The organism is Candidatus Zixiibacteriota bacterium, assembly GCA_035574315.1.
Lineage (GTDB): Bacteria > Desulfobacterota > Binatia > UBA9968 > UBA9968 > DATLYW01.
The window spans coordinates 54252-68003 of record DATLYW010000047.1; the positions used below are offsets into that span (position 1 = coordinate 54252).

At 66.8% G+C, this 13752-nt stretch carries 13 protein-coding genes; 2 read left to right on the forward strand and 11 right to left on the reverse strand.

From position 1 onward, the window contains the following. Positions 1-2 precede the first annotated feature (2 nt). Both VNN77_15985 and VNN77_15990 read left to right on the forward strand, forming a co-directional pair. Positions 3-551, forward strand: a complete 549-nt coding sequence (locus VNN77_15985) for a hypothetical protein (protein ID HXG52898.1) — start codon at positions 3-5, stop codon at positions 549-551. A 19-nt stretch (positions 552-570) separates the two neighbouring features. Continuing rightward, a complete protein-coding gene (locus VNN77_15990) occupies positions 571-942 on the forward strand; it encodes a cupin domain-containing protein (protein ID HXG52899.1) in 372 nt (123 codons plus the stop codon). A 284-nt stretch (positions 943-1226) separates the two neighbouring features. Here VNN77_15990 and VNN77_15995 read toward each other — a convergent pair whose 3' ends face one another. The 11 genes from VNN77_15995 to VNN77_16045 all read right to left on the reverse strand — a co-directional run bounded on the left by VNN77_15995 (position 1227) and on the right by VNN77_16045 (position 13721). Then, the gene (locus VNN77_15995; protein HXG52900.1) at positions 1227-2381 is read right to left on the reverse strand and encodes an acyl-CoA dehydrogenase family protein; all 1155 of its coding nucleotides are present in this window, start codon (positions 2379-2381) and stop codon (positions 1227-1229) included. Between the two features lie 13 nt (positions 2382-2394). Next, a complete protein-coding gene (locus VNN77_16000; protein ID HXG52901.1) occupies positions 2395-3216 on the reverse strand; it encodes an enoyl-CoA hydratase-related protein in 822 nt (273 codons plus the stop codon). Positions 3217-3247: 31 nt separating this feature from the next. Then, positions 3248-5644 carry a CoA transferase gene (locus VNN77_16005; protein HXG52902.1) on the reverse strand — a complete coding sequence of 799 codons (2397 nt, stop codon included), beginning with the start codon at positions 5642-5644 and terminating at the stop codon, positions 3248-3250. Between the two features lie 40 nt (positions 5645-5684). Further along, positions 5685-6551 carry an alpha/beta hydrolase gene (locus VNN77_16010; GenBank protein HXG52903.1) on the reverse strand — a complete coding sequence of 289 codons (867 nt, stop codon included), beginning with the start codon at positions 6549-6551 and terminating at the stop codon, positions 5685-5687. 198 nt (positions 6552-6749) lie between these two features. Next, positions 6750-7565 carry an enoyl-CoA hydratase-related protein gene (locus VNN77_16015; protein ID HXG52904.1) on the reverse strand — a complete coding sequence of 272 codons (816 nt, stop codon included), beginning with the start codon at positions 7563-7565 and terminating at the stop codon, positions 6750-6752. A gap of 101 nt (positions 7566-7666) precedes the next feature. Further along, complete coding sequence (locus tag VNN77_16020; GenBank protein HXG52905.1) at positions 7667-8461, reverse strand: enoyl-CoA hydratase/isomerase family protein; 795 nt, start codon at positions 8459-8461, stop codon at positions 7667-7669. Positions 8462-8661: 200 nt separating this feature from the next. Continuing rightward, positions 8662-9648, reverse strand: a complete 987-nt coding sequence (locus tag VNN77_16025) for an ABC transporter substrate-binding protein (protein HXG52906.1) — start codon at positions 9646-9648, stop codon at positions 8662-8664. Between the two features lie 130 nt (positions 9649-9778). Further along, positions 9779-10198: an OB-fold domain-containing protein gene (locus VNN77_16030; protein ID HXG52907.1), complete on the reverse strand. Its 420-nt coding sequence runs from the start codon at positions 10196-10198 to the stop codon at positions 9779-9781. Further along, on the reverse strand, positions 10198-11349 hold the full coding sequence (locus tag VNN77_16035) for a thiolase family protein (GenBank protein HXG52908.1): 1152 nt from the start codon (positions 11347-11349) through the stop codon (positions 10198-10200). Before VNN77_16035 ends, VNN77_16030 begins: the two co-directional genes overlap by 1 nt. Positions 11350-11370: 21 nt before the next feature. Further along, positions 11371-12495 carry an acyl-CoA dehydrogenase family protein gene (locus tag VNN77_16040; GenBank protein ID HXG52909.1) on the reverse strand — a complete coding sequence of 375 codons (1125 nt, stop codon included), beginning with the start codon at positions 12493-12495 and terminating at the stop codon, positions 11371-11373. Beyond that, entirely contained in the window at positions 12495-13721 is a 1227-nt protein-coding gene (locus VNN77_16045) for an acyl-CoA dehydrogenase family protein (protein ID HXG52910.1), read from the reverse strand. The genes VNN77_16040 and VNN77_16045 overlap by 1 nt, the downstream gene beginning before the upstream one ends. Positions 13722-13752: the final 31 nt, after the last annotated feature.

Consider the following 13752-nt stretch of genomic DNA (forward strand, 5'->3'; position numbering starts at 1 on the left):
CGATGGAGATCGATTTCGATGCCGAAGAACCGGGGACGACGCCCCGGATGCTCGATGTCGTTCTCGGAACCTGGGTGGTTCGCGCGGCGCCCGATGCTCCGAGCGCGCCCAACGTCCTGGCGCAGGAAGCGGTGTTTCCCGAGGGCATTCATTTTCCCCGCTGCCTGGTCAAGGATGTGCTCCTGGCCGATCTCCGGATCGAAGTGAAATTCAAACCGATCGCCGGAGAATGCGACCAGGGTGGCGGTCTCGTTTTCCGGTACCAGGACCCCGAAAACTACTACGTGCTGCGCGCCAACGCGCTCGATGATTTCGCGCTTTTCAAATGCGTGAAGAATCAGCGCTGGCCGCTCAGGCGCTTCTACGTGCGCAGCGACGAATGGCAGAGAATCATGGTGGAGTGCCGCGGTCCTTTCATTTCGGGCTACTGGAACGACCGGCTGTTGATCGAGGCCCGGGATGAAACCTTCGGCGCCGGAAGGGTGGGGTTGTGGACGATCTCCGACTCGGTCGGTCACTTCGACGATTTGACCATTACGCCGCTGGAGTGACGAAAGGCAGGAGGAAGTCATGAGAACGCTGAAAATCGACGACGAGATCGAGTTTCACCCCAAGGCCTTCGTGCGCAAGCGGCTCTTCGAAACGGATGAGCTCTACTTCAACATGTACTGCATTCAGCCCGGTCAGAAGAACCCGCTCCACCGGCACCCCAACTCGGCCGAGGTTCTGTTCTTCGTCGAAGGGCAGGGCGAGGTCATCGTCGGGCGCGAGAAGAGAAAGATCGGCCCCCGCGAGGCGGTCTATGTGCCCGTCAATGCGCCCCATGAAATCATCAATACGGGCCAGAGCAACATGATCGTGGTCCTGGTGCAGACTCCGCTTCCTTGCGAGCACGTCTACGTTCGCCCCGAGGAGATCGGCGAACCGGTCGAAGTGCAGTAATCTCAAGTTCCCGTCACCATACGAGAACGGTTTTGGCGGCGGCGCCACTGCGGCCGTGACGCAACCGCCTTGAAGGGCTGCTTTGCCAAGCAGGACCCGGGAGCCGGGCTCACGTACTCAGGCCCGACCCTACCCCTCGCCCGCAGACCGGGGATAAAAGATCGGCAGGAGCGCGCCGCCAGGCGCGACGAGACCGATTTCCTTGGCGAGCTTTGCGTCTCGGCGCGAGCAAACGTCCTCAGTCTTCGGTCTGCCGCGCAATCGCGTTTCGGCCGCTGCGCGCCTCACGCGTACTTCTTCAGCACCTCCCGCGCGATCACCATCCGCATCACTTCGGAGGCGCCCTCGGTGATCATCCGGCTCCGCTGGTCGACGAACCACTTCGCCAGCGGCAGGTCGAGCGTGAGGCCGATGCCGCCGTGAATCTGCAGCACGCGGTCGACGACCCGGAACGACATCTCGTCGGCGAAGAGCTTCGCCATGTAGGCCTCGTTCCGGATGTCGCGCCCCTGGTCGTTCTTCCACGCCGCCTGGTACACCATCAGCCGCGCGGCGTGAAGCTCCACGTAGGAGTCGGCGAGCTTGAAGGTGATCGCCTGCCGCTCGGAGAGCGGCTTGCCGAAGGTGACGCGCTGCTTGGCGTAGCTCGAGCCCATCTCGATGCAGCGCTCCGCCACTCCCAGCGCCCGCGCGCCGTGCTTCAGCCGCCCGATCCCGAGCCACTTCTGCGCGAGCTTGAAGCCCTCTCCCTCCTTCCCCACGAGGTTTTCCGCCGGCACCTCCACGTCTTCGAAGACCACCTCGCAGGGCTCCTCCCCCATCATCGTCTTGTACTTCGCCGCGATCCGTATCCCCGGCGACTTCATGTCGACCATGAAGCAGGAGATCCCGCCGTGCGACCCCTTCGCCGGATCGGTCACCGCCATGAGCTGGCCGAAGTCGGCCTTGTCGGCGCCGGTGATGAAGCGCTTCGTGCCGTTCACCACGTAGCGGTCGCCGCGCCGGACCGCCCGGGTCTTCATCGACCCCGGATCGGAGCCGGCGTCGGGCTCCGTCTGCAGGAAGCAGAGCTGCTTCTCGCCGCGCAGAACCGGGTGGAGGAAGCGCTTCTTCTGCTCCTCGTCGAGCGCGTAGAGGATCGGCCGGATCTCGGGGCCGAAGATGCCGCGCCCGCGCGACGGCAGGGCGACGGTCCGGCACATCTCCTCCCAGACCACGACCTGAGCGAGAGTGCCGAGGCCGCCGCCTCCGTACTCCTCCGGAACGTCGAACATCCAGAGGCCCATTTCCCTGGTCTTCTTCTCCAGCCGCTCGCGGATCTCGGGCTTGAGCTCGCCGCCCTCGAGGGTCTGCATCTCGATCGGGATCAGCTCCTGTTCGACGAACTTCCGGAGCGTGCTCTTCAGGATCTGCAGCTCTTCCGGCAAATCGAAGTCCATGGCTCGCCCCGGCCTACGCCTTCTTCTCCTCCCAGCGGAACGCGCCGAGGCCGGGCCGGTACTCCTTCTGGGCGAACTGCTGCAGCCCCGGCCGGCCGCCGAGGGCGAGCTTCGCCTTGTCGGAGATCAGCCCGGAAATCTCGTATGCCACTTCCGGCGTCGAATAGAACGTGTAGTACCAGGCCTCTTTCACGGCGTTCAGCGCCGATGGCGCCTTCTCCTTGAGGTTGTTGGCGATCTCGGCCACCTCGCGGTCGAGATCGGCGCGCGGCACCGCCTTGGTGATGAGCCCGATGCGCTCCGCCTCCCTCGCCGTCATGGTCTTTCCGGTGAGCGCATAGTAGAGACCGTGCTTGGGCTGGAGATGCTCGGTCAGGATGATCGTGACCTCGCCGCCCGGGAAGTGGCCGAAGTTGACCTCCGACAGCCCGAACTGCACGTCCTCCGCCGCGATCGCGATGTCGCAGCCGGCCACCACCGTGAAGCCGCCGCCGAAGACCCAGCCGTTGATCTTGGCGATCACCGGCTGCGGCATCTTGCGCAGCATCTGGTTGCGCCACAGCCGCGACTTCTCGCGCACCTCGTCCCGCACCCGGGCCGGCTGGGAGTCCATCTCGAGGAAGTACTGCTTGAGGTCCTGGCCCGCGCAGAAGCTCTCGCCGGCTCCCGTGATGACGATGACCCGCGTCTCCTTGTCGTAGCGCAGGTCGGTCAAGAGGTCGTACATCTCGCGGTGGAGCTGCGGGCTCATCGCGTTGCGCTTCTCGGGCCGGTTGAACGTGATCGTGGTGACCCCGTCGTCCTTGCTGACCAGCAGCGTCTGATATGCAGCCATCGAAATCCCCTCCTTCTCTGTTTTCTGCCTCTTATTCCAGCACGCCTTCGTTCTCGAGCTCCGCTATCGTTTCTTCCGGATAACCCACCACTTCCCGCAGCACTGCTTCGGTGTCGCGGCCGAGCACCGGGAATTCCCAGCGGCGGGTGAGCCGGGCGTCGGCGAAGCGGAGCGGGAAGTTCGGCAGCACCACGCGCCCCAGCCGCGGGTTGTCGACGGCCACGATGAAGCCGCGTTCGCGCAGGTGCGGGTCCTCGGTCAGATCCTTTCCCGTCTGCACGACTCCCGCGGGAACTCCGGCCGCCTGCAGCTCGTCGCGCACCGCGAAGGCGTCCCTCTCCTTCGTCCACGCCGCGATCGCCGCGTTCAGCGCCTCGCGGTTCCTCAGGCGGTCGGCGTTGGTGCGAAAGCGCTCGTCCCGCTCCAGCCCGAGACGGCGCGCCAGCTCGGCCCACTGGGCCTCGCTCTCCGCCGCGATCACGCACCAGCGGTCCTCGCCGCGGCACGGATAGCAATCGTGCGGCGCGAACGCCGCCGAGCCGTTGCCGGCGGGCTGCGGGTCGCGGCCGCTCGCCGCCGCCTCCATCAGGCTCGCACCGATCATGAACGCGGTCGCCTCCGCCTGCGCCAGATCGATGAACGCCCCTTTCTTCTCGCGGTCGCGATGGAGCACTCCGGCGATGACGATGATCGCGCACAGCACGCCGGAGACGTAGTCCGGAAAGACCGTCTGCGAGCCGACCGGCGGATCGACGACCCCGGGATGATTCCACAGGTAGGTGAGCCCCGTGAACGCGGTGATGTTCACGCCGACCGTCGAGAAATGGCGCTTCGGCCCCGTGGTCCCGAGGCCCGGCATGCGCAGGTTCACGATGTCGGGCTTGACGGCGCGGAGCTGATCGTAAGCCAGGCCGAGGCGGTCGACGACCTCCACGCTGTAGTTGTCCAGCACCGCGTCGGCCCTGGCGACGAGGTCGTGGAGCACCTTCTGCCCGCGCGGGTGCTTGAGGTTGACGGTGAACGAGCGCTTGTTGCGGTTGAACTCGAGGAAGCGCGGCGAGACGTTCGGATCTTCCCCGGTGCCGAAGAAGCGGAACGGATCGAGGCCGCCCTTGCGCGATTCGATCTTGATCACGTCGGCGCCCAGCTCGGCGAGAATCGTCGTGCCGTATGGGCCGGCGAGAACGTGGTCGAAGCTCACGATGCGCATCCCGTGAAGCGGACCGCCTCCGGCCTCCGAGGTGCCGCCCTCCTCCCGCAGCTCCCTGCTTTGCCGCTCCGCCGAAGCGCCGTCCTCCGGCCAGCGCCAGCCGTCCACGACCGGCGCGCTCCCCACCGGAAGCCGGGCGCCGTCGATCACGAAAGGCATGGCCGGCTGCCGCGCTGCGCCGAAGCCCTGGTGCTCCACCGAAGCGATGAAGCCGCGCTCCCTCACGTGCGGGTCGTCGATGAAGCCGAGCGGCGTGTTGACGGGCACGCAGGGAATGCCCTTTTCCTGCAGCAGCTCGGTGATCTCCGCCATCGTGTGCCCGCCGACGAACGCCTCCACGGCGGGGTTCAGCTCGTCCGCGTGCGCCCGCCGGTAGACGTTGTTCAGCCACTCGGGCCCGTCGAAGGCCGGCGGGTGGTCCTTCCAGACGCTTAAGAAAAGCTTCCAGTGTTGCCGCGTGACGTAGAGATAGACGAAGCCGTCGCGGCACGTAAAGATCCTCGCCGGAGCGACCGATCCATGCTGGCTTCCCGCCCGCTTGAGGATCTGCTTCTCGTTCGCCCACAGCCGGATGATGTGCTCCTGCGTCGCGAGCGCCTCCTGCATCGACGCTTCCACGTGGTCGCCTCGCCCGGTGCGCCGGCGCCGGTAGAGCGCCGCCAGCGCTCCCGCCGCGGCGAAGAGGCTCGCGAAGTAGTACGCCTGCGTTTCCGGAGGCCGGCATGGCGGCAGCGAGGGGTCGCCGGAGATGTAGAGAAACCCGCTTTCCGCCAGCGCGACGAGATCGTTGCACGCCCAGTCGCGCTTCGGCCCGGTCCGGCCAAAGCCCGTGATCGAGGCCATCACGATCCCGGGATTGACGGCGGAGAGGTCGGCGTAGCCGAGCCCCATCGACTCCATCTTCCCCGGCGCGAAGCTCTCGATCACCACGTCCGCGGTTTTCGCCAGCCGCCGGAGCTTCTCGCGGTCCGCCTCCCGGTCGAGGTCGAGCACCGCGCTGGATTTCCCCGCGTTGAGGTGCGCGAAGGTGGCGCTCAGGCGCCTGCCCTCGGCGGACACGATGAAGGGCGGGAGCTGCCGGGCCGGGTCGCCGCCCGGCGGCTCGATCTTCACGACCTCCGCACCGAGATCGGCGAAGACGCGGCCGCAAAGCTGCCCCCGAAGATCGGCCAGGTCCAGGACTCTGTAGCCTTGCAAGAAACGTGGAGCGGGACTCATCCCTCTGCTTTTCCCTTCGTGGTGGTTCGATCGTCCAGGTTCAAGGTGTCACGCCCGACAGGAACGGCGCGACGATGTCCGCGAGCTCCTCGGGCTTTTCATGCGGGATATGGTGGCCGGCGCCCTGGAGGCCGACGATCCGGGCGTTCGTGAACAGCTTGACGCGCGGCCCGCGCACCGACCGCATGAAGTCGCTTTCCGTCCCGTAGACGAACAGGATCGGGCAGGTCACGCGGCGGATGAAGGCTTCGATCTGGCCTTCGGAGAGCACCGTCGTCGTGCGGTAGCGCAGAACCGGGTCGTGCTTCCAGACATAGCGATCGCCCTTTTTCCGGGTTCCATACCGTGCCATGTGGAGGGCTGCGTCGTCGGGGAGGAGCGGAAATCTCTTCTGCAGCGCCTTCGCCGCCGCCTCGACCGATTCGTAGGGAAACGGCAGCTCGATGTAGCTTCTCCCGGCGAGTCGCTCGGCGACGATCTCGGGGACCTCGTCGTCGGCTCGCGCAAACGGTCCGAGCGATTCGAGCAGCACCATGCGCTCGACCTTCGCCGGAAAAGCGCCCGCGTAGAGCAGCGCCATGCTGCCGCCCAGGGAATGGCCGATGATCGTCACGGACTCCTTGTCCAGATGGCGCAGCAGCCCGGCGAGATCGGCCAGGAAATCCTCGTGCTGGTAGCCGCGGTTTCGGTCCGGCCAGTCGCTGTCGCCGTGGCCCCGCAGGTCGAGCGCGACCGCATGCCCGATCGCGCAGCCGCGAGCGAGCAGCGCCTCCAGAAACCTCTCCCAGCTCCGCCCCTGGTCACGGATGCCGTGGACGAAGACCACGGTCCGCCCCGAGGGATCCCCCCATTCCAGGTAATGAAGCCTCAAACCGTCGTTGTGAAAGAAACGATCAACAGGGTGCATGGCCCTTTAGTGATCAGTGAGTCAGTAAAGACCGGGGACCGGGGACGGAAGACCGGCACGAGCGCGCCTCCAGGCCCGAGAAAACCGGTCTTTCGCTGCTGGTTTTTCGTCCTGGCGCGAGCAAAAGTCCTTCCCGGCCCCGCTTTACGGTTCAAGCCGTTCGTGCCGGTCTCCGGTCTTCGGTCCCCCGTCCAACGTTCACCTTCCTTTCCACTCCGGCTCGCGTTTTTCCACGAATGCGCGCGGCCCTTCCTTGCTGTCCTCCGTTGTCAACACGAACGTCGCCAGGTCCGATTCGAGGCGCAGCGCCTGCTCCAGGGGGAGGTCGCTCCCCTTGTAAATCGCCTCCTTTATATAGCGCAGCGCCAGGGGCGCCCCCTTGGCGAAGGAGCGGGCCATCTTCTCTCCCGCCGCCGCCAGCTCGTCGAAGCCGACGACCTGGTTGACCAGCCCGATGCGGTACGCCTCCTGCGCGTCGTAAAGTTCGCCCGACAGGCAGATCTCTAGCGCCTTGGGAATTCCCACGATCCGCGCCAGCCGCTGGGTACCTCCCGACGCCGGCATGAAGCCCCGGCGCACCTCCGACAGTCCGAGCCTGGCGTTGTCGGCGGCGATGCGGATATCGCACGCCAGCGCGATCAGAAGTCCGGTGCCGATCACGTAGCCGTGGAGCAGGGCGATCGACGGCTTGTCGAGCGCGGCGAAGGCCTGCGGCGGCGTGTGGATCCCCGGAGCATGGCGCGCCTGGCGCTCCTCCAGAGGCGAGCGCCGTGCCTCGGCGGCCGCCTCGTTGGCCCGCGCCCGGTCCTTCAGGTCGCCGCCGACCGAGAACGCCCTTTCGCCCGCGCCGCGAACGATGACGACCTGGACCTCGGGGTCCTGGTTGGCGAGCTGGCAGCAGCGGATCAGCTCCCGCTGCATTTCACGGTTGACGGCGTTGAGCGACTCGGGGCGGTTGAGGGTGATCCAGGCGATCCGGTCCCTGGTCTCGTAGAGAATCTTTTGCGTTTCCATTTGTGTTCCCAGTTGTCGTATAGCAGAACATCGACGGCATTTTCCAACGGCGCGCGGGCGGCGGTTCTACCGCTCGCGGATCCAGGGGGCGGGAGCTGTGTCTATCTCCCCTTCCAGACGGGAGCGCGTTTCTCGACGAACGCGCGCGGCCCTTCCTTGCTGTCCTCCGTGGTGGCGATGAGCGCGGAGAGGTCGGCCTCGAGCCGAAGCCCTTCTTCCAGCGGCAGCTCGATGCCCTTGTGAATTGCTTCCTTGATGAAGGCGACCGACACCGGCGCGCCCCGCAGGATCCGCCGTGCGAGATCCTCCGCGGTCCTGAGCACCGCCTCGCCCGGCACCACCGCGTTCACCAGCCCCAGCCGGTACGCCTCGCCTCCGCTCACCGTGTCGCCGGTGAGGCAAAGCTCGAGCGCCTTGGCCGTTCCGATCAAGCGCGCCAGCCGCTGCGTCCCCCCGGCGCCGGGAATCAGGCCCCGCAGCACCTCGGTCAATCCCAGCCTGGCGTCCTCGGAGGCCACACGGAGGTCGCAGGCGAGCGCGAACTCCAGGCCGCCGCCGAGGCAATAGCCGCGAATCGCGGCGATCGTGGGCTTGGTGATCGCCGCGACCGCGCGCGCCTGCGTATGAATCGTCGCCGTGAGCTTTTGCCGCCGCCGGTCGATGTGCGAGTACTCGCCCTCGGCGCGCTCCTTGAGGTCCATGCCCGCCGAGAACGCCCGGTCGCCCGCGCCCGTGAAGACCGCGACCCGTATCCCGGCATCATCCTCGCAATGGCGGCAGACCTCGATCAGCTCGCGGGTCATCTGCCGGTTGTAGGCGTTCATCGCCTCCGGGCGGTTGAACGTGACGAACGCCACCCGGTCGCGAACTTCGAAGAGCAAGTGCTGGAATTCCATCATCCTTTCCTTTCCCGACCGGTCTCCGGTCTGTAGCAAGGTCGCTTCGCTCCCGTTCAAATCGTTCAAAGGTTCAAGGGTTCAAAGGTTCAAGGGTTCAAGGGGATCAATCGTCGACGCTTGATTCGAGCGGTTCGTGCCGGTCCCCGGTCTCCGGTCTCCGGTCCCGGTTCTGTACCTCGAACCTCGGAGCGCTGACGCTAATACTTCGATCTTCCCCTTCTCTCTTCCTGCAGCTTCTCCAGGAAAGAGAGGTCGAGCATCTCCGCCGGCCTGAGCGACATCCCCGCGAGCGACCTCTCGTTGGCGATCACGTTCTCGATCGCCTTCGCCGTCACCCACGGCAGCCCCGGCGTGAGCTGCGTGTAAGCCTTGCGCGTCTCCTCCAGCTCGTCGACCGCCCTGGACTTGTAGTAGTCGCCCAGGAAGCGGATCACCGCGTCGCGGTTTCTCTCGTCGCGGTAGAAATCCATCCCGTCCGCCAGCCCGCGCATGAAGCTCATCACGGTCTCGCGGTCGCTGTGGATGTAGGAGGTGGTGGTGAGCACGCCCGCGATGATGTACTCGAACTCGGTTTTCGACAGATCGATCAACACCGGAAGCCCCGTCTTGCGGGCGAGCAGCGTGAACGGCGGCTGGAAGACCGACGCGTCGACGTGGCCGCCGTTGAGCGCCGCCCAGCGCTCGCCCGCGCCGCCCACGCCGACGATCGTCGCGTCGCGGTCGGGATTCATCCCCAGCCGCCTGAGCGCGTAGCGCGCGATGAAGTCCGAGCTGGCGCCGATCTGGCTCACGCCGATTTTCTTGCCCTTGAGATCGGCCGGCGTCTTGATCCCCTGGCTGGCGACCAGCACGTAGTCGAGCCGGTTGCCGGTGGCGCCGATGAAGCGAAGCTCTCTCGCCCCCTGGGCCCAGGCCGTCACCGAGGTCGAGCCGCCCTGCAGCTCGATGGGAACGTCCCGGCCGAGGAGCGCCTGGACCGCCGCCCGCCCGCCGCGGATGTACACCGGCTGGACGCGCAGCCCGTGCTTCTCGAAGGAACCCGAACGGTAGGCGACCCAGAAATAGCTGGTCGAGCCGCCGATGGGATAGGCAACCTTGATCTCCTTGAGTGCCCGGACCTGCGCCGACGCGGGCGCAGCCGCCAGGAGCAGTGCGCAAACCGAAATGGCCCGCCTGGATATCATGTCCCGCCCTCCTTTCGCTCGACGCCTCCGCCGTCCGACCTCCGCTTCCGTTCTCTCCTCCTCGATTTTCGTTCTTACCCGCGTTCCCTTACCTCGCGGCTCCCGCGCGCGCCGGCGAGCGCGCGCTTCGTCACGCCAGCTCGAAAACCGGCAATTTGATCTCCGGGCTCGATGTTTCCTGAAACGCGACCCTGACCCGGTCGCCGAGCTTGACCCGCTCGCAGCCAGCGCCGACGAGCCGGCTTTCCATGATCACGCCCTCGTCGAGAATCACGTTGACGTAGCAGATCGGGGTTTCGTCCTTGAAGGCGGGATTGCGCGGCACCCGCACCCAGGTGAAGCTGTGGATCGTTCCGCTTCCCTTCGCCTGGATCCAGGCGAGGTCTCCGCCGAAGCATTCCACGCAGACCGGGCGCGGAAAGAACTGCACCTTGCCGCAGCGGTTGCAGCGCTGGAGCAGGAGTCGTCCCGCCGCCGCCCCCTCCCAGTAGGGCCGGTCCACCGGATTGATCTTCGGCAGGCTCCTGGCCGTTCGTGTCGCCTCGGCCATCATTGCCTCCTTTCCATGATCAGGCCGGCCGTGGTGCCGAGGTTGCGCCCATAGTTGAGCCACCCGATGCCGGTCACCAGGGCGCGCTCCGCTTTCTTCACCTGATGCCCTTCGGCTTCGCCGCGGAGCTGGCGCAACGCCTCGACGATGTGCAGAAAGCCCCCCGCCAGCCCCGCCTGGCCGACCGAAAGCTGCCCTCCGCCGGTGTTCACCGGGAAGTCGCCGTGCCAGGTGAGATCGTGGCCCTCCACGAACCTGCCCCCTTCGCCCTTGGCGCAGTAGCCGAGGTCCTCGATCTGGATCAGCACCGCGATCGGGTAGTCGTCGTAGATCTCGAAGAGGTCGATCTCCTCGCGCCGCACCTCGCGGAAGAGCCGCTCGCCGACCACCTTGATGCCGAAGGTCGTCTTGTCGGGAATCATCTCCGCCACCTGGTAGTGGACTTTTTCCGCGTCGGTGACGAGGTAAACCAGCTTGTCCGTGATGCTCCTCGCTTTCTCCTCCGAGGCGAGCACGACGCATTCGGCGCCCGAGCAGGGCATGACGCAGTCGAACAGCCGGATCGGATCGGAGATCATGCGCGATTCGAGATAGTCCTTCATCGTCATCGGCTGGCGGAACAGCGCCTGCGGGTTGTTGAGCGCGTTCTCGCGCTGCGCTATCGCGATCCTGCCGAGCTGCTCCAGGGTCGTCCCGAAGCGCTCCATGTGCAGCCGCTGGATCAGCGCCATCAGCGAATTCGGCCCCCCGTAGCCGTAGACGTCGACATAGTTCGCCCTCTGGTACTCGAGCGGCCGCTGGTGCGGCGTGCTGCGGTCGAAGGAGTTGCCGCCGACCAGGACCGCCAGGTCGATGTGGCCGGCCTCGATCGCGTCCGCCGCCCGCCGGACGCTCATCACGCCTCCGGCGCCGCCGTAATCGCCGTTCAGCACCCAGTCGAGCTCCAGCCCCAGCTGCTCGGCGACGTGAGGGGAAAAATCGGGGCTCGCCTGGGTGGTGATGGACAGCCCCTGGATCTCCTTCTTGGAAATCCCCGCCCGCTCCAGCGCCTGGCGGATCGCGTCGGCGTAGTGCGTCAGCACCGACGCTTCCGATTTCCTGGAATACTCGGTCGAGCCGTAGCTCACGAAACAGACTTTCCTTCGACGCATCGTTCTCCTCGTCTTCGCCGCCTACTCCCCCTTCAGGAATCTTTCGCCCGCCGCGCGGTCCAGCTCAGCCTCCCGGCCGTAGAGCAGCCGCAGCATGCGCGCCTCGCGGTAGAAACCTTCGAACGGGAGCTCCTTGCAGACCCCGTAGCCACCGTGGATCTGGATCGCCACGTCGGCGGCTTCGAAGGCCGTCCTCGCCGCGCGCTTCTTCGCCAGCGCCGCCGCCTCGAAGTAAGGCGCGCCGCGGTCGGCCCGCCACGCGGCCTCGAGCGTGAGCCAGGTGCAGGCGCGCAGCTGAACGGAAAGGTCCGCGAGCATCCACTGGATCGCCTGGCGCGCGGCCAGCGGCCGGCCGAAGGTCACCCGGTTGCGGGCGTGCTCGATCGCGTCGTTCAGGCAGCGCGCGCCGATTCCGAGGCACCGGGCGGCGATGCGCAATTGCTCGGCGGCGACCACGGAGGCCACCTCGTATTCGTAGCCAAGCCGGCAATCGCCGGGGACCGTGCAATCGCGGAACGTCACGCGCGCGATCACGGTGTCGGTGGTCAGATCCCCCTCCTCCTCCACCTCCAATCCCGGCGCGTCGCGCGGGACGAGGAAGAGAGCGGGGAGGCGTGTTCCCGCCTCCCGCGCCGGGAAAAGAAAGAGGTCCGCCGGCGGACCGTACAGCTCGACGGTTGCGTTGCCGAGCCGGTAGCCGCCCGCGACCTCGCGAAAGCGCAGCGAGACCTCATCGGGAGCGCCGGTTCTGTGGAGCTCCGCGAAAGCGAGCGCGAGCGAGCGCTTTCCCGAGGCGAGATCCCCGGCGTGGCGGCTCCCCGCCAGAAGCCCGGGAAGAGCCGGAGGCTCGAACGGCAGGATCGTGCGGCCGAACTCGCGGTAGACGAGCGCGCGCGCCACCGCCCCGATGCCGGCGCCGCCCTCGGCCTCGGGAAGCTCGAGCAGCCACAGGCCCGCCCGGCGGGCCAGAGCCTCCAGCCCGGCGCGCACCTCCCGGTCGAGGTCGCGCCGGGGCGGATCGCCCGGCGGCAGGAAGGGCTGGCGTTGTCTCAGATAGTCGCCCTCGCGGCTGATCAGCTCGCGCCTGACGAACTGCGCCGCGGTGTCGCGGATCAAGCGCTCTTCCTCGGTCAGCTGAAAGTCCATCAGCCGATCTCCACGCTCGCCGCGCCCTCGCGAAACAGGATCCGCTGGAGAATGTGCCGCTGGATCTCCGAAGGCCCCTCGACGATGCGCCGAGACCGGGCGTGCCGGAACGCCCGGGCGAGAACGTGCCGCTTGCGCAGCGCCGACGGTCCCGCCGCTTCCAGAGCGAAATCGATCACGCGATGAAGCAGCTCCGTGGCGAAGAGCTTCACCGCGGCCGCCTCGCCGCGCGCGTCGAGCTTGCGGTCGGCCTTCCAGGCACCGTAGTAGGTGAGGCTGCGGAGCGCCGCCAGCTCGCCGAGGAAACCGCCGATCCGTTCCGCAAAGCTCCCGCGGTTTTCGGGGACGATTCCCTCCGCTTTGAGCACGCGCAGGACGCGCTGCGCCGTGCCGTGCGAGCGGATTCCCACCTGAAAGCGCCGGGCTCCCAGCCACGCCTGGTTCAGCTCCCAGCCCTTGCCCACCTCGCCCAGCACCTGGCTGCGGTGCACGCGGCAGTTCTCGAAGACCAGCTCGCACGGCTCGGTGCCGGCGATGGTCGCGATGCTGCGCACCACCCGGTAGCCGGGAGTGCCGGTCTCGATCAGGAAACAGGTCACCCCGTCCCGGCCCTCGGTGCCGGGCAGCCGGGCGAAGAGCTGGACGAAATCGGCGACGTCCGCGAAGGTCGGAAACATCTTGGTGCCGTTGATCACGAAGTAGTCTCCGTCCGGAGCCGCCGTGGTCCGAAGCATCGAGGGATCGGAGCCCGAGGCCGGCTCGCTCAGCGCGAAGGCCGAGGTCTTCTCGCCCCGGATGCAGGGAAGCAGAAACCTTTCGATCTGCTCTCCCCGGCAGGCGTACAGGATGTTGGAGACGTGGTTGCCGAGTTCGAAGGGGATCGAGCTCTTCTCGAGCTCTTCGGTGACCGCGAGCATCGCCACGTTGCTGGCTTCGAGCCCGCCGTACTGTTTCGGGACGTCGAGGTGCCAGAGGCCGCGCGCCTCGGCCTTTTTCTCCAGCTCCTCCATCAGCGCGGTGAAGCGGCGGATCTCCGGGTCCTCGCTGCGCCGCGCGCGGCTCTTCCAGCGGCTACCTTCGAAAATGTCGGGCGCGTTCTCGAACTCGGGCTCGAGCGGCGACAGCTCTTCCCGGACGAAAGCTTCCACCGCCCGCCGCAGGCCCTCTTCTTCTTCAGAGAGGTAGAAATCCACGGTCCCGCAGGCGCAACCTCTGGTTCGCCCCATCCCATATCACACCTCCGGCCGGCCGGCAAAA